The organism is Streptomonospora wellingtoniae (assembly GCF_031845375.1).
Lineage (GTDB): Bacteria > Actinomycetota > Actinomycetes > Streptosporangiales > Streptosporangiaceae > Streptomonospora > Streptomonospora wellingtoniae.
This window is the reverse complement of sequence record NZ_JAVREK010000013.1, coordinates 47,460-69,277: the sequence shown is the minus strand read 5'-3', so window position 1 is coordinate 69,277 and position 21,818 is coordinate 47,460. Positions and strand designations below refer to the sequence as shown.

19 protein-coding genes are annotated in these 21,818 nt (G+C 73.8%); 12 read left to right on the top strand and 7 right to left on the bottom strand.

What is annotated here, in order from left to right:
- The first annotated feature begins 96 nt into the window (after positions 1-96).
- Both RM446_RS13880 and RM446_RS13875 read left to right on the top strand, forming a co-directional pair.
- On the top strand, positions 97-1,587 hold the full coding sequence (locus RM446_RS13880) for an NAD(P)H-hydrate dehydratase (protein WP_311545696.1): 1,491 nt from the start codon (positions 97-99) through the stop codon (positions 1,585-1,587).
- A 255-nt stretch (positions 1,588-1,842) separates the two neighbouring features.
- Positions 1,843-4,065 carry a PrsW family intramembrane metalloprotease gene (locus RM446_RS13875; RefSeq protein WP_311545695.1) on the top strand — a complete coding sequence of 741 codons (2,223 nt, stop codon included), beginning with the start codon at positions 1,843-1,845 and terminating at the stop codon, positions 4,063-4,065.
- Between the two features lie 185 nt (positions 4,066-4,250).
- Here RM446_RS13875 and RM446_RS13870 read toward each other — a convergent pair whose 3' ends face one another.
- From RM446_RS13870 to RM446_RS13855, 4 genes are read right to left on the bottom strand one after another with little or no spacing between them, the layout of a single operon-like run.
- Complete coding sequence (locus RM446_RS13870) at positions 4,251-5,333, bottom strand: ABC transporter ATP-binding protein (RefSeq protein ID WP_311545694.1); 1,083 nt, start codon at positions 5,331-5,333, stop codon at positions 4,251-4,253.
- A 38-nt stretch (positions 5,334-5,371) separates the two neighbouring features.
- Positions 5,372-6,238: an ABC transporter permease gene (locus RM446_RS13865; RefSeq protein WP_311545693.1), complete on the bottom strand. Its 867-nt coding sequence runs from the start codon at positions 6,236-6,238 to the stop codon at positions 5,372-5,374.
- The gene (gene modA / locus RM446_RS13860) at positions 6,213-6,998 is read right to left on the bottom strand and encodes a molybdate ABC transporter substrate-binding protein (RefSeq protein ID WP_311545692.1); all 786 of its coding nucleotides are present in this window, start codon (positions 6,996-6,998) and stop codon (positions 6,213-6,215) included. The genes RM446_RS13865 and modA overlap by 26 nt, the downstream gene beginning before the upstream one ends.
- Positions 6,991-7,401 carry a TOBE domain-containing protein gene (locus tag RM446_RS13855; RefSeq protein WP_311545691.1) on the bottom strand — a complete coding sequence of 137 codons (411 nt, stop codon included), beginning with the start codon at positions 7,399-7,401 and terminating at the stop codon, positions 6,991-6,993. Before RM446_RS13855 ends, modA begins: the two co-directional genes overlap by 8 nt.
- A 233-nt stretch (positions 7,402-7,634) precedes the next feature.
- Here RM446_RS13855 and RM446_RS13850 point away from each other — a divergent pair, with 233 nt between their 5' ends.
- From RM446_RS13850 to RM446_RS13835, 4 genes are all read left to right on the top strand, one after another.
- The gene (locus RM446_RS13850) at positions 7,635-8,993 is read left to right on the top strand and encodes a sensor histidine kinase (RefSeq protein ID WP_311545690.1); all 1,359 of its coding nucleotides are present in this window, start codon (positions 7,635-7,637) and stop codon (positions 8,991-8,993) included.
- Between the two features lie 2 nt (positions 8,994-8,995).
- The gene (locus RM446_RS13845) at positions 8,996-9,664 is read left to right on the top strand and encodes a response regulator transcription factor (protein ID WP_311545757.1); all 669 of its coding nucleotides are present in this window, start codon (positions 8,996-8,998) and stop codon (positions 9,662-9,664) included.
- Between the two features lie 70 nt (positions 9,665-9,734).
- Positions 9,735-10,709, top strand: coding sequence for a DUF4097 family beta strand repeat-containing protein (locus RM446_RS13840; protein WP_311545689.1), 975 nt, complete (start codon positions 9,735-9,737; stop codon positions 10,707-10,709).
- A gap of 166 nt (positions 10,710-10,875) precedes the next feature.
- Positions 10,876-11,586 (top strand): M50 family metallopeptidase, encoded by a 711-nt coding sequence (locus RM446_RS13835; protein ID WP_311545688.1) that lies wholly within the window; start codon positions 10,876-10,878, stop codon positions 11,584-11,586.
- Between the two features lie 94 nt (positions 11,587-11,680).
- Here RM446_RS13835 and RM446_RS13830 read toward each other — a convergent pair whose 3' ends face one another.
- Positions 11,681-12,046 (bottom strand): STAS domain-containing protein, encoded by a 366-nt coding sequence (locus tag RM446_RS13830; protein ID WP_311545687.1) that lies wholly within the window; start codon positions 12,044-12,046, stop codon positions 11,681-11,683.
- Positions 12,047-12,672: 626 nt separating this feature from the next.
- On the opposite strand from RM446_RS13830, the gene paaC reads away from it, so the two are divergent.
- Positions 12,673-13,491, top strand: a complete 819-nt coding sequence (paaC, locus tag RM446_RS13825; RefSeq protein ID WP_311545686.1) for a 1,2-phenylacetyl-CoA epoxidase subunit PaaC — start codon at positions 12,673-12,675, stop codon at positions 13,489-13,491.
- A gap of 178 nt (positions 13,492-13,669) precedes the next feature.
- On the opposite strand, the gene RM446_RS13820 is transcribed toward paaC, so the two are convergent.
- Complete coding sequence (locus tag RM446_RS13820; protein ID WP_311545685.1) at positions 13,670-14,275, bottom strand: DUF6069 family protein; 606 nt, start codon at positions 14,273-14,275, stop codon at positions 13,670-13,672.
- Positions 14,276-15,103: 828 nt separating this feature from the next.
- On the opposite strand from RM446_RS13820, the gene RM446_RS13815 reads away from it, so the two are divergent.
- Both RM446_RS13815 and RM446_RS13810 read left to right on the top strand, forming a co-directional pair.
- On the top strand, positions 15,104-16,759 hold the full coding sequence (locus RM446_RS13815; protein WP_449657179.1) for a glycine/sarcosine N-methyltransferase: 1,656 nt from the start codon (positions 15,104-15,106) through the stop codon (positions 16,757-16,759).
- A 270-nt stretch (positions 16,760-17,029) separates the two neighbouring features.
- Positions 17,030-17,938 (top strand): universal stress protein, encoded by a 909-nt coding sequence (locus RM446_RS13810; protein WP_311545683.1) that lies wholly within the window; start codon positions 17,030-17,032, stop codon positions 17,936-17,938.
- 155 nt (positions 17,939-18,093) lie between these two features.
- On the opposite strand, the gene RM446_RS13805 is transcribed toward RM446_RS13810, so the two are convergent.
- The gene (locus RM446_RS13805; protein WP_311545682.1) at positions 18,094-18,390 is read right to left on the bottom strand and encodes a YciI family protein; all 297 of its coding nucleotides are present in this window, start codon (positions 18,388-18,390) and stop codon (positions 18,094-18,096) included.
- Positions 18,391-18,527: 137 nt separating this feature from the next.
- On the opposite strand from RM446_RS13805, the gene RM446_RS13800 reads away from it, so the two are divergent.
- From RM446_RS13800 to RM446_RS13790, 3 genes are all read left to right on the top strand, one after another.
- Positions 18,528-19,511 carry an NADPH:quinone oxidoreductase family protein gene (locus RM446_RS13800; RefSeq protein ID WP_311545681.1) on the top strand — a complete coding sequence of 328 codons (984 nt, stop codon included), beginning with the start codon at positions 18,528-18,530 and terminating at the stop codon, positions 19,509-19,511.
- Positions 19,512-19,657: 146 nt separating this feature from the next.
- The gene (locus tag RM446_RS13795) at positions 19,658-20,461 is read left to right on the top strand and encodes an SDR family oxidoreductase (protein ID WP_311545680.1); all 804 of its coding nucleotides are present in this window, start codon (positions 19,658-19,660) and stop codon (positions 20,459-20,461) included.
- Positions 20,462-20,472: 11 nt separating this feature from the next.
- On the top strand, positions 20,473-21,699 hold the full coding sequence (locus tag RM446_RS13790) for an acyl-CoA dehydrogenase family protein (RefSeq protein WP_311545679.1): 1,227 nt from the start codon (positions 20,473-20,475) through the stop codon (positions 21,697-21,699).
- Positions 21,700-21,818: the final 119 nt, after the last annotated feature.

Here is a 21,818-nt window from a genome sequence, read left to right as displayed (position 1 = left end):
CGCGGGCCGGGTTCTCGGGAGCCTGCGGGCTGCGGCATGCTCGCAGGAGCGCCGAACCGGGCGCGGAACCGGGCGACGAGTCGAGGAGGAGGCCCCGTGCGCAACGCACACTCCGTGGCCGCGGTGCGCAAGGCCGAGGGCGTGCTGATGGACCGGCTGCCCGAGGGTGCCCTGATGCAGCGGGCCGCCGCCGGGCTCGCGGCCGCGTGCGGGCGGATGCTCCCGCGCACGTACGGCGCGCGGGTGGTGCTGCTGGTCGGCAGCGGCGACAACGGCGGCGACGCGCTCTACGCGGGCACCCTGCTGGCGCGCCGCGGAGCCTCCGTGCGCGCGGTGCTGGCGGGCTCGCGCGTGCACGAGGGAGGGCTGGCGGCGCTGCGGGCGGTCGGCGGGCGCACCGTGGCGGCGCCGCGCGGCGGCCAGAGCGTCGGCGACTCCGCCGCGGCCGAGGAGATCGCGGCGGCCGACCTCCTCGTCGACGGCTTGGTGGGCATCGGCGGCAGCGGCGGCCTGCGCGAGCCCCACGCGGCGATCGCGGGGCTTGCGGGCGCGGTCGAGGCGCCGACGGTCGCCGTCGACCTGCCCAGCGGGATCGACGCCGACACCGGAACCGCGTCCGGCCCGGCGGTGCGGGCCGACGTCACGGTCACGTTCGGCACGTACAAGCCCGGCCTGTTCGTCGACCCCGGGGCCGAGCGCGCGGGTGTCGTGGAGCTGGTGGACATCGGGTTGGGCCCCGAGCTGCCCGGACCGGCACTGGAGTGCCCGCAGAGCGGGGACGTCTCCCGGCTGCTGCCGCGGCCCAGCGGCGAGTCCGACAAGTACCGGCGCGGCGTGCTGGCGATGGCCGTGGGCTCGGACCGCTACCGGGGCGCCGCCGTGCTGGCGGTCGGCGGCGCGATGCGCGCCGGAGTGGGCATGGTGCGCTACGCCGGGTCGGCCGGCGTCGTCGACGAGGTGCTCAGCCGCTGGCCCGAGGCGGTGGCCTCCGTGCTGGACCCGATGGACCCCCTGGCCGCGCTGCCCAGCCGGGTGGCGGCCTGGGTCGTCGGCCCCGGCCGCGGGCTGCACCCGACGGCGCAGGCCGAGCTGGAAGCCGTCGTGCAGACGGCGCTGCCGGTGCTGCTCGACGCCGACGCGGTCACCCTGGTGTCGAAGAAGCCGGAGCTCGTCCGCGAACGCTCCGCGCCCACTCTGCTCACGCCGCACGCCGGCGAGCTGGCCCGGCTGCTGCCGGGCACCGACCGCGCCGACGTCGAGGCCGACCGGTTGTCGTACGCCTCGCGTGCCGCCGACGAGTACGGGTGCACCGTCCTGCTCAAGGGCTCGACCACCGTCGTGGCGGAGCCGGAGCGCCCCGCGGTCGCCAATCCCACCGGCAGTCCGCTGCTGGCCACCGCCGGAACCGGCGACGTGCTGGCGGGCGTGACCGGCGCGTTCATGGCCGCCGGCCTGGCGCCCCGCGAAGCGGCGGCGGCGGGCGCCTATGTGCACGGCCTCGCGGCCCGGCTGGCGCGCGACGGCGCCCCCGTCTCGGCCTCGGACCTGTTCGACGCGCTTCCCGCCGCACTGGCCGAGGTCGGGTGAACGTCCCGGGGAGGGGCTACATCACCGTCGATCTTGTAGCCATCGTCACTGGAAATCGCTTTCCTTCACGATAGCTACAAGATCAACAATGGTATGCGCGAACCCCTCCGAATGCGGCGGATCGGGCGGCGGGGCGGAAGGCCGCCGCGATAGCGTAGGCGCTCGCCGCGCCACGTACCCGTGGCCGAGGCCGATCCTCTCGACACCGCCGACCGGGTCGCCGGTGACCGGCCGGGACAACGCCGTAGGGGGCTTATGGACGAGCAAGCCATGATCACCCGCGACCTCGCGCTGCGGCTCTGCGCCAACGCGACCGAGTTCGACCAGGGGTGGATCGAGGCGGACGCCAAGATCGTCGTTGCCTTCACGGCGCCGCGCGACACCGCGCTGATCCACCGGGTCGTGGCGGCCGGGCGCGCTCTGGGCGTCGGGCGGCTCCTGGTGGGCCGCACCCGAGCGGAGTTCGCCTACGAGCCGGTGACCGAAGTGGCGGCCGACACCGCCAGCGTCGTCCACGTCATCCGATCGTGGGGCGACGAGCCCACCGACGTGCTCGTGGCCGTCGAGGACTTCTCCGCGGCGGTACTCGTCACCTCGACGACGCTGACCGTGGCCGCCGGCCCGCCGGACTTCCTGCGGCCGCTGGTCGGCCCCGATCTGGAGTCGGCCCGGACGGCGTTCGCCGAAGAGGCGCGGGACAGCCGCGACCCCGAGCTGCTGCGCGCCGCCCAGGCCTACAACTGCCTGGAGCCGGGCGCCCGGCACGCGCGGAACCCGCGCGGTCCCGGCCCCGACCTCGCCGAGCGGCTGGCGGTGCGTGCGCGCTCCCTACGCGAGGGCTCGCCCGGCGCGGCCGCGGCGCTGCGCGCGCTGCGCGGCGGGTGGGCGTGGGCGATGCTGGCCGTGCTGCTGGTGGCGCCCTTCTTCGTCCCGGCGACGGCCGCCGCCGTTCCCGCGATGGCGGGCATGCTGTGGCTGCTGGCGCAGCTGGCCTGGCTGTCGCGCTCGCGGACCCTCGCGTTCTCGACGCTGGTGCGCGTACTGCTGCTGGGCGCGCTGCTGGTGTGGCCGCTCGCCGCAGCGGAGGACGCCCTGACCGCCTACGCGGGCGTCGACCGGTGGGTGGCCTACACCTACGTCGCGGTGTGGGTGGAGGAGGCGGGCAAGCTGCTGCCGCTGCTGCTGCTGGTCCGGCTGCCCGCCCGGCGCCGGTTCCGCAGGCTGGCGGCGGTGGACTACCTGCTCTTGGCGGCCGCGTCCGGTGCCGGCTTCCAGGCGGCCGAGACCCTGCTGCGTGCGCTGCCCGCCGGCGGGGCGACGACCCTGCCCTTCCCCGGCCTGGCGGCGTTGCTGCCCGGTGCGGTGGCGGTGCCGGAGTTGGGCGTGCACTTCTCCGGCCACGGCGTGCTGACGGGCCTCGTCGGTGCGGCGCTCGGACTCGCCGTCGTGGGTCGCCGGGTCTGGGGCGCGTGGCTGTGGCTGCTGCCGCCCGCGGCGTTCGCCCTGGCGGTGCTTCAGCACATGATGTTCAACGCCGCCGTCGCCGAGGCCGCACTCGGCTCGCCGCTGGAGCCCCACCCCGCCACCGCGGCCCTGTACGGCTTCACCGGCGGAGGGACCGCGGATCGGTGGCTGCTGCTGCTCCTGCTGGTGTGCGCCGTGCTGCTGGACTACCGAACGGCCCGGTGCGCCGCGGACGTGACGCCGCCGCTACCGGGGCATCCGCCGCTGCCCGGTCTGCGGCGGCGCGCCTACGGCCGGGCGATCCGCCTGGGCGTACGGGTGCCCGGCGACATCGCCCCGGTTTTCCGCCGCGCCGCGCTGCTGTGGGCCCATGCGCCGCTGCGGATGGCGCTGACGCTCTCCGACCTGCTGCACGAGGCCGCCGTGACGCTGGCCGCCGCTCGGCGCGGACCCGCCGTCCTCGGTACGGCGTGGCGGTTCCTGCGGGAGCGCCGCGCCTACGCCATGGGTGCGGCGCGGGCGGGAGAGCGGCCCTGGCGGCGGTTCCCCGCACGTGAGGACCTGCGCTCGACTGGGCACCGGCTCGGCACGGCCTTCTTCGGCTCGGCCGGAGCGGTCGCGGGGGCCTGCGCGCTGGTCGCGGTGTGCTCTGCCGTCGGCGCGTCCGGTCCGGCGGGCGCCGTCGAGGTGCACGCCGCCGCGTCCGCCGGCCGGGTTCCGTTCGCGGCCTACGCCGCCGAGGCGCTGCACCACGCCGCCGACTGGTACGGGGCCCTTCCGCCGTCGGCGCTGCCGTGGGTGTGGACGTGGGGGGCGGCGCTGCTCACCCTGCCCGCGGCGGGGTGGTCGGTGCCCCGCGCTTACCCCGACGCGGAGGCATTCCTGCGCGAGCCGTCGCGGATGGCGGGCCGGGTGCTGGGAGCGGTGGCGCCCGGGCAGGTTCCGTATGCGGCGGCCGGCCTGGCAGGGCTGCTGCTGCCGCGGGTGGCCGAGCGGCCGCTGCACCGGCCCTGAGCCCGACGTAGGCGCCACCGGGTCCACTCGGGGCCCCGGCGGCGCGTTCCGCGGCCCCCCGGCCCGGCCAGGGCTGCGGGCGCCGCCGTGCCCGAAGCCGGCGTGGCGGCCGTGCTTCTCCGCCCGCGGCCGGGCGAGCCGACCGCTCCGCCCGCCCAGCCGCGATGTGAGTCGCCCGGTTCCGGTTACGCCGGGTAGCAGCGGACCTCGGTCGCCTTGACCGCGGCCCAGACCTCGGCGCCGCCGGCCGGCCGCAGCTCGGCCAGCGCCTCGGGAGTGATGTCGGCGAGCAGCGAAAGGGCGCCCTCCAGGTGCACCCGTACCTGGTCGCCGAAGCGCTCCACACCCTCGATGCGCAGCCGCCACAGGTTGCGGGGCGTGCCGTCGGGGCGTTCCCGGTACAGGGCGACGGCGCGCGGCGGGAACGCGACGAACACCTCGCCGTCCCAGCGCTCAGGCAGTGAGACCTCCGTCGGCGCGGATTCCGCCCCGCCCGCCAGCGCGACCCGGTTGCCCCGGGCGCTGCCCCGGTACAGATTGAGCCCCACCAGCCGCGCGACGTAGCCGGTGCGCGGGTGCTGGGCGACCTCGCCGGGGGTGCCCTCTTGGACCACGCGGCCCGCTTCGAGCACGGTGATCCGGTCGGCGAGCACCATCGCGTCCAGCGGGTCGTGGGTGACCAGGACGGTTGCGCAGTCCAGGTCGGCCAGTCGGCGGCGCAGCTCAGAGCGCACCGAGGCGCGGGCGTGCACGTCCAGCGCGGCAAGCGGCTCGTCGAGCAGCAGCAGGCGCGGGCGCGCGGCCAGCGCGCGGGCCAGCGCGACCCGCTGGGCCTGGCCGCCCGAGAGCGCGCGCGGCCTCGCGGCCGCATACTCGGCAAGCCCGACCCGTTCCAGCAGTTCCGCGGCCCGCTCGCGTGCCTCGGCGCGGCCGGCGCCTTGGCAGCGGGGGCCGAAGGCGACGTTGTCCAGGGCGCTGAGATGGCCGAAGAGCAGGTAGTCCTGGAACACCATGCCCACGGGGCGGTGCTCGGTCGGCATGGTGGTGACGTCCTGGGTGTCCAGCCCGATCCGGCCGTCGGCCAGCGACTCCAGCCCGGCCAGCGCCCGCAGGGCGGTCGACTTGCCCGACCCGTTGGGGCCCAGCACGGCGACGACCTCGCCCGGCCGCGCCCGCAGTTCGGCCTCCAGTCGGAACGCGCCCCGGTCGACCACCAGGCGCGCGTCCAGCCCCCGGCGAGCGCCGCCACCGGTGTCCGCGCTGTCCATGCCGCCTCCATTCCCGGCCCCGCGTCCCCGCTCCGCTGTCACACCGCACCAACCCACCGGTCGCGCAGCGCGATCAGGATCACCAGGGACACGCCGAGCAGCACCAGGCTCAGCACGATCGCCGATTCCGGGCTCTCCTGCATGGCCAGGTACACCGCAAGAGGCATGGTCTGGGTGCGTCCGGGGAAGTTGCCGGCGAAGGTGATGGTGGCGCCGAACTCGCCGAGCGCGCGCGCCCAGGCCAGCACGCCGCCGGCGAGCACGCCGGGGGCCACCATGGGCAGCGTCACGCGGCGGAAGACGAGCGCGCGCGAGGCGCCGAGGGTGGCGGCGGCCTCCTCGTAGCGCCGGTCGGCGCCGCGCAGAGCCCCTTCGACGCTGATGACCAGGAACGGCATCGCGACGAACACTTGGGCGACCACCACGGCCGCCGATGTGAACGGCAGCGTCAGGCCGAACCACTCGTCGAGGTAGCGGCCCACGAGCCCTCGCCGCCCCAGCGCCAGCAGCAGCGCCACGCCGCCCACGACCGGCGGGATCACCAGCGGAACGGTGACCAGGGCGCGCACCACGCGGCGGCCGGGGAAGTCCGTGCGCGCCAGCAGCCACGCCAGCGGCACCCCCAGCAGCACCGCGACGGCGGTGGCGGCGGTCGCGGTGGTCAGCGACAGCCACAGCGCGCTGCGCACCTCCGGCATCAGCAGCCGTGTGCCGAGGGTGGGCCAGGGGGCGCGGGCCAGCAGTCCGGCGAACGGCAGCACCAGGAAGGCGAGCCCGACCAGAGCGGGCACGACGAGCGGCCACGGGAAGCGCCCCGAGCGCACGCGCAGCCGGCCGTCCCCGCGCGCCGCCCCGTGCAGGCTCGGGCGCGGGGACTCCTCAGGCGGTGGTGAAGCCCGCGTCATCGAAGACCCCGGCGGCGCCGTCGGAGCGGACGAACTGCGTCCACTCGCGTGCGAGCCCCGGCCGGGCCGCGTCGTCGAGCACCGCGATCGGGTAGTCGTTTGCGGCCTGCTCGGCCTCGGCTAAGGCGATGCCCTCGACGCTCCCGCTCGCGCGGACGTCGGTGCGGTAGACGAGGGCGGCGTCGACCTCGCCCAGCTCGGCCTTCGTCAGAGCGGCCTTGACGTCGCGCTCGCGCGAGACCGGCGTGAGCTCCAGGTCCGCGGCCTCCAGCACCTCGGCGGCGGCGGCGCCGCAGGGCACCTCCTCCGCGCACAGCGCGACCTTGACGCCGGAGTCGGCGAGGTCGGACAGGGACTCGACGCCCGCGGGGTTGTCCTGCGGCACGGCGATCTGCAGCGTGTTGCGTACGAAGACGACGGGATCGCCGGCGGTGGCGCCGTCGTCGGCCACCGTTTCCATGGTGCGAGTGTCGGCGGAGGCGAACACGTCCGCGGGGGCGCCCTCGGCGATCTGGTTCGCCAGCTCGAAGCTGCCCGCGAAGTTGAACTCGACCCGGGTGGCGGGGTGCTCCCGCTCGAAGCGCCCCCCCAGCTCCTCGAACGTCTCGGTCAGCGACGCCGCGGCGAACACGGTAAGGGTCCGCCCCGCCTGCCCGCCGCCCGCGCCCGCGGAGGCGTCGCCGCCTTCGACCGGAGCGCAGGCCGCGGCCGCGGCCAGCACCACTCCCGCCGCGGCGCCGGTAATCAGGCGGCTAGCCATGCCGCTGTCCCTTCGTCGGTTCGTTCTCGACGACCACGTGCGTCGACTTCACGATCGCCGAGGCCACCGAGCCGACGTCCAGCTCCAGTTCGTCGGCCGCCTCGCGGCTCATCAGCGACACCACGCGGTGCGGTCCCGCCTGGATCTCGACCTGGGCCATCACGCCGTCGCGGTGGACCGCGGTGACCAGGCCGCGGAACCTGTTGCGGGCCGAGGAGACCTGGCGGCCGGGGTCCTCGGGGGCGTCGGCGCGCAGGAACGCGGCGAGGTCGGCGCCGTCGACGGTGCGGTGCCCCTGGGCGCCGCGCGCCGCGGGCAGCCGCCCCGAGTCGACCCAGCGGCGGACCGTGTCGCCGCTGACGCCTACGAGTCCGGCGACCTCGCTGATCCGGAATATCGGCACGCCGCAGAATCTACACCTCGCAGAAGCGAAGGAAAACCCTTTTTGGATCCGCTTCTGCGGAATATATAGCCGATGGTGGCTCGCTCATGCGGATGCCTGGCACGAACCGGTTCCCGGTGTTGCTAGCACTACCCGGGCGCGGTGTGGTGACGCCATGGCGCCCGGCGCCGGCTCCTCCTAGGTTTGATAGCGGGACAGGACCCATCGGCCTGCGGAAAGAGGGGGTGGCGCGGGTGCGGGCAGTCGTCGCCGCCGCGGCGGCGGGCGCGCCGCTGCTCGGCGACGCCGAAGCGCGCTCGCCGAAGGGCCGCCTGCTCGGGCTGCTGCACCTGGTGACCTCCTTCGCTCTGTCCGTGGGCAACCTGGTCCCCGGCGCGCTGGTGCTGCTGGCGGTCGTGGCCCTGGTGCTGCGCGTGTTCACCGGCTTCTTCGACCTGCTGCCGGCCGGCGCGCCGCCGTCGCCCGCCGCTCTCGCCGCGTTCACCGCCGTGCTGCTGACCTGCGCCACCCTGCTTGGGCGGCTGGCCTGCTGGATCCAGCGCCGCCGCCTGAGGGACGTGTTCGGCGTCGTCGAGTCCCGTGCACCCCGGCCCGCCGCCCGACCGCGAAATCCCGGCGAAGCACTGCTGCGCGGCCTCGACTACCTCTACGGCCGCGACGCCTGGACGGCCGTCATCTGCGCCACGCTCACCGGCGTGCAGGGCGTGGTCTTCGGCGGAATCGTGCTGAGCCTGGTCGTCTACGGCACGGCGCTGGCCGCGGGTTCGCTGGTCGGCCTGGGATACGCGCTGGTGAGCGGTTCGCTGGAGAACGCCGCCGCGCCCCTGGCAGCGGTGTTCCTCGGCCCGGTGGGCGCGGTCGCAGGGCTGTGGGCCGTGCCCCTGCTGGTCCGGCTGGAGTTCGAGGTCAGCCGCCGGCTGCTGCTGGATGCACCGGAGATGGTCGTGCGCCGCCGGCTGGCCCAAGTCCAGGACAGCCGCCTGCGCATGGTCGACGCCGCCGAGGCCGAGCGCCGCCGCATCGAGCGCGACCTGCACGACGGCGCGCAGCAGCGGCTGCTTGTGGTGACCATGACGCTGAGCCGGGCGCGCGCCCGCGCGGCCGACCCCGACGAGGTCCGCGCCCTGATCGACGAGGCCCGCAGCGAGGCCAAGGCCGTGATGGCCGAGCTCCGCGAGGTCGCCCGCGGCCTGCACCCCCGGGCCCTGACCGACCACGGCCTGGAAGCGGCGCTGCCGGTGGCCTCCGGCCGCTGCCCGGTGCCCGTCCAGGTACGGGTGGACCTGCCCGAACGCCCCTCGGCGCGAGCCGAGGGGGTCGCCTACTACGTGGTCTGCGAGGCCTTGGCCAACGTCGCCAAGCACGCCGGCGCCGAGAGCGTCGAAGTGCGCGCCGAGCGGGCCGCTGCGGAGGGCGCGGACCAGCTGCGCATCACCGTCACCGACGACGGCAAGGGCGGCGCCGAGCCCGACTCCGGAACCGGCCTCTACGGCCTGTGGGACCGCGTCAACGCCGTGGACGGCGTCCTGGCGGTCGACAGCCCGGCGGGTGAGGGCACAGTGCTGACAGCCGACATCCCCTGGGAGGCGTGACCGTGCGCATCATCATCGCCGAGGACTCCGTGCTGCTGCGCAGCGGGATGGTCAAGCTCCTGGAGGATGCGGGGGTCGAGGTGCTGGCCGCCGTCGGCGACGCCGACGAGCTGCTGGCCGCCGTCGACACCGGACCCGCCCCCGACCTGTGCCTGATCGACATCCGCATGCCGCCGGGATACGCCGAGGAGGGGCTGCAGGCCGCGATCGAGATCCGCCGCCGCAAGCCGGGCGTCGCGGTCCTGCTGCTGTCGCAGCACGTGGTCAGCCGCTACGCCGCCGAACTGCTGGGCGGCGACGCCGGAGGCGTGGGCTACCTGCTCAAGGACCGCGTGGCCGACATCGACGATTTCCTGGTCACCCTGCGCCGGGTCGCCGACGGCGGCGCGGCCATCGACCCCGAGGTGGTCGCGCAGCTGCTCAGCCGACGCGAGGACAGCGCCATCGAGCGGCTGAGCCGCCGCGAGGGCGAGGTGCTCAGCGCGATGGCCGAAGGCCTGAACAACGCGGGGATCGCCGCGAACCTGTTCATCACCGAACGGGCTGTGGAGAAGCACATCCGCGCCATCTTCACCAAGCTCGACCTCGGTCAGGACGACCACGACCACCGCCGCGTGCGCGCCGTCCTGGAGTTCCTGCGGGGCGGCGACCGCCGCAATGCCGCCTCGTGACCGACCGGCCATCCGTCCCCACCACACCAGCGAACAAGGGAGCCCAGCCGCTCCCGGAGGGAAGCAGGAGATGACATTCACCGGACGCGGGCTTTACGCCGCATCCAGCAAGGAGCCCCGCCGGCGCTCCGGCTGGCTGCTCATCGGGGCCGTGCTGGCGCTGGCGGTGCTGGTGGGCGGTGCGCTGCTCTCCTTCGACAGCGTTCAGCTGGGCGGTGACTCCCGCACCGAGGAGTTCCCCGATGCCGAGGCGATCGAGCTCAGCAACAACACCAGCGGCGACATCGCCGTATACCACGTGCCCGGAGACGCGATCGTCGTGAAGCGGACCCTGCAGAGTACGCCGCTGGCAGAGCCCGAGGCGAGCGCAAGCATGGAGCGCGGCACCCTCTCCGCCGAGGCCGACTGCGGCGGCGTGTGGTTCCTCGGCGGCTGCGAAGCGGACTACTCGATCGGGGTGCCCGAGGGCACCGAGGTGAATATCGACGCCTCGTCGGGCGACGTGGAGCTGGAGGGGATCACCGGGGCCGTCGACGTCGAGGCCGGCTCCGGCTCGATCGCCGGCGAGAACCTCACCGGCGACATCCGCGCGGCCACCACCACCGGCGAGATCGAACTCGACGACGTCGAGGGCGACCTGGAGACGGAGTCCACCACCGGCTCGATCAGCGCCGAGGGCAGCGGCGGCACCGTCGCCGCCGACACCACCACCGGCCAGGTCGACCTCGGCGAGTTCACGGCCGAGAGCTTCGACGTCGAGACCACGACCGGCACCGTCGACCTCGAAGCCGGGTTCGACAGGGCCCGGATCGAGACGACCACGGGCTCGGTCGAGCTTGAGGCGCTGGAGTCCTTCGACAGCCTGGAGGTGGACACCACGACCGGCTCGGTCGACGTCCAGGTCCCCGAGGACTCCTATCGCGTCGACGGCGACTCCACCACCGGAGAACGGGACATCAGCGTCGACACCGCTGCCGGCGGCGGCGGTCCCCGGATCGCCGTCTCGACCACCACCGGCTCAGTCAGCGTCAGCGCCGACGACTGACGACTGACGGCTTGCGGACGCGGTCGGCCCGGGCGGAGTGCGCCCGGGCCGACCGCGTTGGGCCCGCGCGCACCCACCGGCCGGGGCGTCCGCCGCACACGGACGGGCGCCTCCGCGCCATGCCCTACAGTTTGCGCCTGAGCGGCGATCCGAGGGGAGCGGGCGAATGGAAGCGACAACGTTCGGCGACGTCTGGCAGGAGGCGTTCACCGTGCAGGCGCCGCCGCCGACCTGGCTGATCGTCGCGGCGGGCGTCGCCGCCCTTGTCGTCGTGGTCACCCGCGGCCCCTGGCGGCTGGCCCGCAACGTGGTCACCATCGCCCACGAGGGCGGGCACGCCGTCGTGGCCCTGCTCAGCGGCCGCCAGCTCACCGGCATCCGGCTGCACTCCGACACCTCGGGTGTGACCGTCTCCCGGGGCAAGCCGCGCGGTCCGGGCATGATCATGACGGTCGCGGCCGGCTACATCACACCGTCGATCGTGGGGCTGCTGGCCATCCTGCTGCTGGTCAGCAACCGGATCACCGCGCTGCTGTGGATGAGCGTCCTGGTACTGGCGGCCATGCTGCTGCTGATCCGCAACGTCTACGGCGTGGTCTCGGTCGTGGGCACCGGTGCGGTGGTGTTCCTGGTCTCCTGGTTCACCCCGGCCGAGGTGCAGGCGGCCTTCGCCTACTTCTTCACCTGGTTCCTGCTGCTGGCGGGCGTCCGGCCGGTGATCGAGCTGCAGGCGCAGCGCCGCCGCCAGCCCTCCCCGGAGTCCGACGCCGACCAGCTGCACCGGCTGACAGGCCTGCCGGGCATCCTGTGGGTGGTGTTCTTCGGCGTGGTCAACGTCGCGGTGACCGCGACCGGGGTCTGGCTGCTGATGTTCTGAGGACCGGCGCCCGCTGCGCGGCGGGCGCCGGAGACGACGCAGGCGCCGCACGGTCGACGTGGGCGCCTTTTCTCTCAGTCTCGGAGGGGGAGCGCTAGCTCGCGCTTGAGCTCTGCCGAGGAGCCGACAGGGCGGCCTCGACGGTGGGGAAGACGGCGATCCGCGTGTCGATCGCCGTCACGTGCAGGATGCGTGCGATGCGCTCGGAGGCGGCGGCGATCGCCAGGCTGCCGCCGGCGCCCTTGGCGGCCTTGTGCGCCTGGATGAGCACGCGCAGCCCGCTGGAGTCGATGAAGGCCAGGCGGGTGAAGTCGAGCACGAGGCGCTCCTGCGGACGCGCGTCGACGGCTGCGCGCACCGCCTGGTGGAACTGGACCTCGGTGGCCATGTCGACTTCACCGCTCAGCGCGAGGACGACGCCGTCGTCTCGGTCGCGGCGGGTGATCTTCAGCGCGGCCATGTTCGCTCCGGGATGTTGCGCCGATGCCGTTGCCCTGGAGACCGGTGCGGCACCGCCGTCGCCACCGGGGCGAGGGCTCTTACCGAACGTGCCGGTCAGGACGTTCGACGAGGCGCCGCATAGGCGTGGCTGGTTGTTCAAAGTCGGTTACCCCCATGCTGACAACCGATGTGTCAGGCATATGTGGATCTGAGCTGCCTGCCGTGCCGTGGCGCCGCGGGCGCATAGTCGGCGGAAGGCGGTCGGCGGCAGATGGCTCTGGCCTGCTCGGCCCGATGGGCGGCTCGCGTCGCGCGGTCGCCGCTCCTCATTCCTAAGATGCTTAGAATCAAGCATCCGTCGGGGACGATACCACAGAGCTGTGGCCTTTTCGTGACGTGAGTGACGCACATGCGTGTCCCTAACCGCACTCACACGTCTCTTACCTGCGCTTATCGAAGTGGCTACGGCCAAAGGGCGATATCGGCCACATCCGTCCTCCGCCCGCCGCAGCCGCCGCGGCCGTGCCACCGGTCGCACCCGCCTCTTCCCTTTTGGCCCGCCGCACTCCGCCGCCGCGACGGCAGGTGTCCGAACCCGTGCGGCGGGGGTAGGAGTCGACTGCACCTGCACCGCGGGGGGATGCGATGAACGAGAGAGGCGCCGCGGCCGCCGCGGCGGACACCGCCGCCAACGCCTACGTGCTGCGGTTGGGTGACGACGCGCTCGTCGCGGGCCACCGGCTCGCCGAGACCGAGGGGAGCGGGTTGTGGCCGGCGGCCTCGAACGCGGCGGCCCACGACGGCGAGACCGAGGCCGCCCGCATCGCGCGCGGCCAACTCAGGCTTGCCCGCTCGCTGCTGGGCGCCGCCGCACGGATGGAGGAGCAGCTCACCGGCGTGCTGCGCACTGAGGACGACCTGATCCTGGGTCGCGGCGCCGACGAGTTCCTCAATCTGCGGCTGGTGGAGCTGCCCAACAGCGACCTCGCGCATACCGTCGTGCGCCAGCTGCTGTTCTCCGCCTTCGCGCTGGAGCTCTACACGGCGCTCACCGCATCCGCTGACGGCGCGCTCGCGGCCATCGCCCGCGCCGCTGTGCGCGAACTCCCCTTCCACCGCGACCACGCCGTCCGCTGGGCGCTGCGGCTGGGCTCGTGCGACGACGACCGCCGCAGGCTCGACGCGGCGCTGAGCAAGGCGTGGCCCCACACCGGGGAGCTGTTCCTCTCCGACGAAGTCTCGCGCAGCGCAGCCGAGGCCGGTATCGGGACCGATCCCGCGCCGCTGCGGCCCGCGTGGGAGGCGGCCGTCGAGGGAGTGCTGCGCGATGCGCGGGTGGCCCGGCCCGACCCCGTGCCGCCGGTCGGCCCTGTGGCGATGTGCGGCCGCGGGGGCGTCCACGCCGAGACCTTCGCCCGGACGCTCGCCGACATCCGCCGCGACCGCGCGCCCGGCGGGCACTGACGCGTGCTCTTTACTCGCGCGCACGCGCGTGCAGGCCGGCTGGAAGAAGGCGGGGTCCGGCGGTGTCGCGGGGCGGCCCGCCGGACGCGGGCGCGACCGCCGGGTGGCAGGGGCGGAGCCCGGCCCCCGAGGGACCGGGCTTCCGGGCTCCGGTCGGGTCTGGGCGCCGCGGCGCCGCTTACTCGCGGGGGAGGTGCGGGGTCTGGCCGGGCGCGTAGGGGCCTTCGCCGCGGTGCCGTCCATCGGAGCGGCGCTCGGGCGCCTGGCCCAGGGCGTCGCGGTAGCCGCTGGAGTAGCCGGAGTCGTCGAACTCCGCGCCTTCGGGCCCGTCGCGCCGGATCCGCCCGCGTCGGCGGCGGACCGCGGTCGCGCCGACGCTGATGAGCAGCGAGACGATCGCGATACCGGTCACGGTGTTGATGACGGCGGTGGCCAGCTGGCTGGAGAGCGGTGCGCTCTCGGTGAACGGGCTGACAGCCGCGACGACGGTGGCCAGTCCCACGATCCAGCCGAAGAAGACCGTGGCCCGCGGAGCGCTGACCAGCAGCAGGTGCAGGAGCGCGGTGGCCACCAGCGCTGCGATGCCCGCCGTGGCGGCGAAGGCGGCCGTGCCCGCCCCGCCGATGTAGCCGCCCTCCTCGGGAGCCGGAATCGCGATGCCGAGCACGCCCCGCGCGATCAGCGTGCCGACGAGGATGATCAGGGCCGCGACGACGGCGGTGGCGAGGCCGCCGGACCACAACCTGACGGTGTTCACACGCCGCTCGTTGCCATCTTCGCTCATGCCGCTTCCCCCCGATACGGCCCGGACACGGTTGCTGGCCACCTACCCGGCCCCGACCGGCGAAAACACGGGAGCCCCGCGGGTGCGGGGGATCCCGCGCGGGGTGGCGCGCAATCACGGGTCGCCGAGCGGGGCTGCCGACGGGGCGGCGGGGATAGCGGACCGCGGCGGGACGCGAGACGCGGCACCGCTGGGCGCGCCGGGCGGGCGCGCCCGAGTGCCGTACGGCGGAGGGGCGGGCCAAGTGTGTCCGGAATCACCGTAAATTCTCCGCCCGGCCGGTCACCGGGCGGCGTGTCCTGACCTGCGACGCAGGTCACAGAAGCGGGCGCAGGCCCGGTGCCGAGGGCGGTTCGGGGGGAGCGGAGTGCGGCGGCGTCCGCATCCGCCGCGTCCAGGCCAAAGACCGGCGGGCCCGGCGTGCAGCGCCGCCTCGGAGGCTCGTGGAACCGCGGCGCCCGCGGCGATTGCGGGCCGCGGGCGGGGACCGAATCGGCGCTTACTTCGGCGGGGAGAACGCATTATAGACCACCGAGAATTCGCATCGGATTCCTGGTCGCGTTCTCAAAATTCGCGGTGCGTCTTGCGCAATGTGTTGCGTAGTGCGGTTCGCGGTGGGCCCAAAAGGTGTCCTGAAGGCCCTCTGACGTGGTCGGGGGCGGTGTGTCGCTACGATGACCCGGGGTGAATTTTTCGGATCTGACCTGCGCAGATGAGCCAAAAATGGCTCCTGCCACTTGAACTATGGTGGGGGTCATGGCTTTCAATGTATATGCGCGAAGTTTGACCCTCGGCGTCGTGTGTGTCTGGTGAGAGGGTTTTTCGAGTGTGAGGAGTCGAACAATTAAGGGACAGGATCAGCAAGATTTTGGTGACGACCCGCTGGCCGTTCGCGACACCGATCACTACAAAGACGAGTACGTGACGGGGTTCGTCGACAAGTGGGACGAGCTGATCGACTGGAAGAAGCGCTGGGCCAGCGAGGGCAACTTCTTCATCGAGCAGCTCAAGGCTCGCGGCGTCGAGAAGGTGCTCGACGTGGCCACCGGCACGGGCTTCCACTCCGTCCGCCTCATCGAGGACGGGTTCGAGACCGTCAGCGCCGACGGCAGTGCGGAGATGCTTGCCAAGGCCTTCGCCAACGGGCAGACCTACGGCGGCCACATCCTGCGCGTCGTCCAGGCCGACTGGCGCTACCTCAACCGGGACGTACACGGCACCTACGACGCCATCATCTGCCTGGGCAACTCGTTCACCCACCTGTTCTCGGAGCGCGACCGCCGCAAGGCGCTGGCCGAGTTCTACGCGATGCTCAAGCACGACGGCGTGCTCATCCTGGATCAGCGCAACTACGACGCCCTGCTCGACGGCCAGTACGGGAACAGCCACACCTACTACTACTGCGGTGACGAGGTCTCGGCCGAGCCCGACCACGTCGACGAGGGCCTGGCTCGCTTCCGCTACCAGTTCCCGGACAACTCGCAGTACTACCTGAACATGTTCCCCCTGCGTAAGAACTACGTACGGCGGCTGATGCGCGAGGTGGGCTTCCAGCGCGTCGACACCTACGGCGACTTCCAGGAGACCTACCAGGCCGACGAGCCGGACTTCTTCATCCACATTGCCGAGAAGTCCTACCGCACCGACGACGAGCTGACCGAGTCGTACTCGTCCGCGGTCCAGACGGCACGCGAGTACTACAACTCCAGCGACGCCGACACCTTCTACCACACGATCTGGGGCGGGACCGACATCCACGTCGGGCTCTACGAGTCCGACGCGGACGACATCGGCGCGGCCAGCGTGCGCACCGTCGAGCGCATGGCCGGCAAGGTCCAGGTCACCCCCGACACGAAGGTGATCGACATCGGCGCCGGCTACGGGGGTTCGGCCCGCTTCCTGGCCCGCACCTACGGCTGCCACGTGACCTGCCTCAACCTCAGCGAGGTGGAGAACGAGCGCAACCGGGAGAAGAACCGCGACGAGGGCCTCGACCACCTGATCGACGTGATCGACGGCTCCTTCGAGGACATCCCGGTCCAGGACAACGGGTTCGACGTCGTCTGGTCGCAGGACGCGTTCCTGCACAGCGGCGACCGCATCCGCGTCATGGAGGAGGTCGCCCGGGTCATCCGCCCCGGAGGCCACTTCGTGTTCACCGACCCCATGGCCGCGAACAACGCCGACCGCGGTGAGCTCAAGCCCATCCTCAAGCGGCTGCACCTGGACACCATGGGCACGCCCGGGTTCTACGACCGCGAGGCCGCCCGGCTGGGCCTGTCCAAGGTCGAGTTCGACGACCTCACTCCGCAGCTGCCGAACCACTACGGCCGCGTGCTCGCCGAGACCGAGAGCCGGGAGTCGGAGCTGAGCGGCAAGATCAGCGGCGAGTACCTGGAGCACATGAAGACCGGACTGCGCAACTGGGTCAACGGCGGCCGGTCCGGCTCCCTCGCCTGGGGCATCCTGCACTACCGCGCCTGATCCCCCTGGCGACTCACCAGCGGCCCCGCGGCCCCCTCCGCGGGGCCGCTGGTGTCTCCGCCGGCGGTTCGGCCCGTGTCGGCCCGGGACCCCGCGGGTACTCGGCAGGACGGGGACACCGCCGCGTTCCGGCGCGTTGCCCTGGACGGTTCGCAGGGTAGGACCCGGGCGTAGGCGCCGCGCGCAGCGTGCGCGGCCGGCCGCGCACGGTCCCGTCCCGTCCGGTCGCCCCCCTGCCAGGGCGCCGCGCCGGTGGAGAGGAAGCGCCAGATGGAGGGCACGTCGGAGCAGCTCTGGGTCGTCGTGGGCGTCGACGGCTCCGATTCCAGCCGCTATGCGCTGGAGTGGTCGGCCAACCAGGCCGTGCAGCGCGGACGCGGGCTGACCATCCTCACCGCGGTGGGTCCGCCCGACGCCGCGGGCGCCTTCCGCGAGATCGTCCCGCGCGGCGGGGAGCAGGAGACCTCCGACCGCTTGCGCGACGCCCAGGCGCTGCTGGACTACGCCCGCGACTGGATCCTGCGCCTGTTCCCCGAGCTGTCGGTGCGCACCCGCATGCCCACCTCGCGCGCCGCCGACGCGCTCCTGGACGAAGCCAAGCAGCCCGACACCTCGGCCGTGGTCGTGGGTTCGCGCGGTCTGGGCGGGCTGGCCTCGGCCTTCGTCGGGTCGGTGGGCATCGAGTTGGCCGCGCACTCGCCGGTGCCGGTGATCGTGCTGCCGAAGAAGCACGAGGCCGCACACAGCACCAAAGGCCGCGTCGTCGTCGGCGTCGACGGATCGGATTCCAGCCGCAGGGCCGTGGAGTTCGCCTTCGCTCAGGCGCGGTGGACCGAGGCCGAGCTGGTGGCCGTCTGCGCCTGGCAGCCGATGGCCGCGTTCGTCTCCGCGATGGGTCCGGTGCCGCCCGAGGCCTTCGACGACGAGGCCGTGGAGGCCACGGCCCGCCGCACCGCTGAAGCCGAGCTGGAGGACATGCGCGAGGCCTACGCCGATGTGGCGGTGGACCTGCGCACAGTGCGCGCCCATCCGGTGGTGGCGATCCTGGAGGCGGCCACGCCCGCCGACCTGGTGGTCGTGGGTTCGCGCGGCCGCGGCGGGTTCCGCGGCCTGATGCTGGGCTCTGTCAGCCAGTCGGTCCTGCACGGCGCGCACGGGCCGGTGGCCGTGGTGCGCTGACGGCGGCCCGCCCCCCGCGGCCCGGTCCGCTCGGGCCGGTCCGCTCGGGCCGACCGCGGCGCGCCCACGGGCGGGATCAGCGCCCGGGGCGGGAGCGGCGCCCGGCAAGGCCGGTCCTGCAGTGCCCGGACACCCGCCGCCGGGCTCCGGCGCGGTCAGCCGGCGTCGAGCAACCCCGCGAGGGCGGGGTGCACGCGTCCCGGGTCGAGCGTGGTGACGCTGTAGGCGCCGACTCCGGCGCGCACGAACGGGTCCTGACCGGTGATCTCCTCGACGGCGGCGCGGTCGCCGCGGGCGATGATCACTCCGCCGTCGGAAGGCGGCGCGGTCTGCCCGGAGACGAGGAAGGCGCCCGACGCGTGGTGGCGTTCGAGATAGTCGACGTGCTCGCGGACGTGCGGCTCGGCTTCCTCGGCGGAGCCGGTGTAGGCGAGGCGGAGTACGTGCAGCATGCCGGTATCCAATCAGAGGCGCACCCGCCGCCGGAGCGCCGGACGGGAGTGCCGCGGCACTTGACGCAAGGGCGCACACCACGGTTGACTCGGGCGGACCGACCAGTTGGTATCCGACGAGGCAGCGGAGGCGGCCAGTGAAAGCGTTGCGGGTGCACGAGACCGGCGAGCCCACCGACGTCCTGCGTGTCGAGGAGGTCGAGGACCCGCGTCCGGGCCCGGGGCAGGTCCTGGTGCGGGTCCGCTCCGCCGCCGTCAACTTCCCCGACGCACTGCTCTGCCGCGGCATGTACCAGGTGACGCCGCCGCTGCCCTTCACCCCGGGCGTCGAGCTGTGCGGCGACGTCGCCGAGCTGGGCGAAGGAGTCAGCGGCGTCGAGGCGGGCGCCCGCGTCGTCGGAGGCACCGATCTGCCCGCCGGCGCCTTCGCCGACTACGCGCTGATGAGCGCCGACGCGGTCCTGCCCGCGCCCGCCGCCCTGACCGACGACGAGGCCGCCTCGCTGTTCATCGGCTACCAGACCGGCTGGTTCGCTCTGCACCGCCGCGCACATCTGCGCGAAGGCGAGACCGTCCTCGTGCACGCCGCCGCCGGCGGGGTCGGCAGCGCGGCGGTACAGCTCGCCAAGGCCGCGGGCGCGCGCGTCGTCGGTGTCGTCGGCGGCCCCCGCAAGGCCGAGACCGCGGCCGCACTGGGCGCCGACGTCGTCGTGGATCGCCGCAGCGAGGACTTCGTCGCCGTGGTCAAGGAGTACACCGGCGGCCGCGGCGCCGACGTCGTCTTCGACCCCGTCGGCGGCGAGTCCTATCAGCGCTCCACCAAGTGCATCGCATTCGAAGGCCGCATCGTGGTGGTCGGCTTCGCCAGCGGCACGATCCCCGCGCCCGGGCTGAACCACGCGCTCGTCAAGAACTACTCCATCCTCGGCCTGCATTGGGGGCTGTACCGCCAGCGGGCGCCCGAAACGGTCCCCGAGGCTCACCGGCGCTTGACCGAGCTCGCCGACCGCGGCCTGGTCAAGCCGCTGGTCAGCGAGCGCCTCGGCGCCGCCGAGCTGGCCGCCGGCGTGCAGCGGCTCGCCGCCGGGGACACGGTCGGCCGCCTCGTGTTCACCCCCTGATCCCGCCTCCGGACCGCGCCCCGCCGCCCCGGGGCGGCCGCGCGCGGTTCCGGCAGCCCGACGGGCATCCGGCCGGCCCCGCGGCGGCACCGGCCCCGGCCCGGCCACCGCCACCGCGCCGCCCAGCCAGCGAAGGAGCCCCCCGCATGCCCGAACCGTTCTCGATCCCCGGTACGACGGCGGTCGTCACCGGAGCCGCCGGCGGCATCGGGCTGGCGCTCGCCCGCCGGCTGCTGCACCAGGGCGCTGCGCGTGTGGTGGTCGCCGACCTCGACGGGGACCGCATCGCCGCGGCGGCGGAGGAGCTGGGCGAGCGCGCCCACGGCATCGCCTTCGACGCCGCCGACGAGGCCGCGGCGGCCGACGCCGTCGACCGCATCGAGGAGGAGCACGGGCCGATCGACCTGTGGTGCTCCAACGCCGGGGTCGCGGCCGGACGGGGACTCGGCGACGACGCAGCGTGGGACCTGTCCTGGCGGGTGCACGTCATGGCGCACGTCTACGCCGCCCGCGCCCTGTTCCCCCGAATGGCCGAGCGCGGCCGCGGCCACCTCCTGGTCACCGCATCGGCCGCCGGCCTGCTCACCCAGCTCGACTCCGCGCCCTACACGGCCACCAAACACGGCGCCGTCGCGCTGGCCGAGTGGCTGGCGATCCGCCACGCCGACGACGGGATCTCGGTGTCGTGCCTGTGCCCTCAGGGCGTCAACACCGCCATGACCGCCGGCGACGGCGGTGCGTCGGCCACCCGGCTGGGCGGCGCCTACATCGAGCCCGAGGCCGTCGGGGAGGCCGTCGTGGCGGCGCTGCACGCCGGCCGGTTCCTGATCCTCCCGCACCCCGAGGCGGCCGGCTACGAGCAGCGGCGGGCCGCGGACCGCGACCGCTGGCTCGAGGGCATGCGCCGCGCCTGGGCCAAGATCCGCGCGGGTGCCGCCCGCGGCGAGTGAGAGAGGCGAGTATGGACTTCGGCCACGACCAGACCACCCGCGCCTACCTGGAGCGCCTTCAAGCGTTTATGGACGAGCGGGTCATCCCCGCCGAACCCGTCTACGCCGAGCAGACCGTCCGGCGCAGCGACCCGTGGTCGGCCCCGCCGGTCATCAAGGAGCTGCAGGCAGAGGCGCGTGAGCGCGGGCTGTGGAACCTGTTCCTGCCCGAGTCGGACTACGGCGCCGGGCTGACCAACCTGCAGTACGCCCCGCTGGCCGAGCTGACCGGACGCTCGCCCGGTCTGGCGCCCAGCGCCCTCAACTGCGCCGCCCCCGATACCGGCAACATGGAGATCCTGGCCATGTTCGGCACCGAGGAACAGCGCAAGCGATGGCTGGAGCCGCTCCTGGAAGCCGAGATCCGCTCGGGCTTCTGCATGACCGAGCCCGACGTGGCCTCCTCCGACGCCTCGAACATCCGGCTGAGCATCACCGCCGACGGCGGCGACTACGTGCTCGACGGGCGCAAGTGGTGGACCTCCGGCGCTCTCAGCCCCGACTGCGCGCTGCTGATCGTCATGGGCGTGACCGACCCCGCCGCCGAGCCGTACCGGCGGCAGAGCATGGTCCTGGTGCCCAAGGACACCCCCGGCGTCGAGGTGGGCCGGGGGCTGCCCGTATTCGGCTACACCGACGGGACCAAGGGCGGCCACGCCGAGGTCTCCTTCACCGGCGTCCGAGTGCCCAAGGGCAACATCCTGCTCGGCGAGGGTGAGGGGTTCCGCATCGCGCAGGAGCGGCTGGGGCCGGGGCGCATCCACCACTGCATGCGTGCCATCGGCGTCGCCGAACGCGCCCTGGAGCTGATGTGCGCCCGGGCCGCCGAGCGGACGGCCTTCGGTGGACCGCTGGCCGAGCAGGGCACGGTGCGCGAGTCGATCGCGCGGGCGCGGGTGCGCATCGAACAGGCACGACTGCTGGTGCTCAAGACCGCCTGGCTGATGGACACGGCCGGCAACAAGGGCGCACGCACGGAGATCTCGGCGATCAAGGCCGAAGTGCCGCGGATGGTGCAGGACGTGCTCGACGACGCTATCCAGGTGCACGGCGGTGCGGGGGTCTCCGACGACGTCCCGCTGGCGCAGCTGTGGGCCGCCAACCGCACGCTGCGGCTGGCGGACGGCCCGGATGAGGTGCACCTGCGCTCCATCGCTCGCCGCGAGCTGCGGCCGTACCTGCCGGACGCGAAGGGGTAGCGGCCCGGCCGCCGCTCCGGCGTGCCGACGATCCCGCCGCCCCCGCCATGGAGGCGCCCTTCGTCGAAATCCCCGTCAATTCCGGTAATACTTCGGTGAAATCGCTTCCGGAACGCGTC

Coding starts and splice junctions, on each gene's coding strand:
- RM446_RS13820 (WP_311545685.1), bottom strand. CDS start 14,275: ATGAGCGAAGATGGCAACGAGCGGCGTGTGAACACCGTCAGGTTGTGG.
- RM446_RS13830 (WP_311545687.1), bottom strand. CDS start 12,046: ATGGCCGCGCTGAAGATCACCCGCCGCGACCGAGACGACGGCGTCGTC.
- RM446_RS13865 (WP_311545693.1), bottom strand. CDS start 6,238: ATGACGCGGGCTTCACCACCGCCTGAGGAGTCCCCGCGCCCGAGCCTG.
- RM446_RS13790 (WP_311545679.1), top strand. CDS start 20,473: ATGGACTTCGGCCACGACCAGACCACCCGCGCCTACCTGGAGCGCCTT.
- RM446_RS13805 (WP_311545682.1), bottom strand. CDS start 18,390: ATGCTGCACGTACTCCGCCTCGCCTACACCGGCTCCGCCGAGGAAGCC.
- RM446_RS13795 (WP_311545680.1), top strand. CDS start 19,658: ATGCCCGAACCGTTCTCGATCCCCGGTACGACGGCGGTCGTCACCGGA.
- paaC (WP_311545686.1), top strand. CDS start 12,673: ATGAACGAGAGAGGCGCCGCGGCCGCCGCGGCGGACACCGCCGCCAAC.
- RM446_RS13810 (WP_311545683.1), top strand. CDS start 17,030: ATGGAGGGCACGTCGGAGCAGCTCTGGGTCGTCGTGGGCGTCGACGGC.
- RM446_RS13870 (WP_311545694.1), bottom strand. CDS start 5,333: ATGGACAGCGCGGACACCGGTGGCGGCGCTCGCCGGGGGCTGGACGCG.
- modA (WP_311545692.1), bottom strand. CDS start 6,998: ATGGCTAGCCGCCTGATTACCGGCGCCGCGGCGGGAGTGGTGCTGGCC.
- RM446_RS13875 (WP_311545695.1), top strand. CDS start 1,843: ATGGACGAGCAAGCCATGATCACCCGCGACCTCGCGCTGCGGCTCTGC.
- RM446_RS13835 (WP_311545688.1), top strand. CDS start 10,876: ATGGAAGCGACAACGTTCGGCGACGTCTGGCAGGAGGCGTTCACCGTG.
- RM446_RS13840 (WP_311545689.1), top strand. CDS start 9,735: ATGACATTCACCGGACGCGGGCTTTACGCCGCATCCAGCAAGGAGCCC.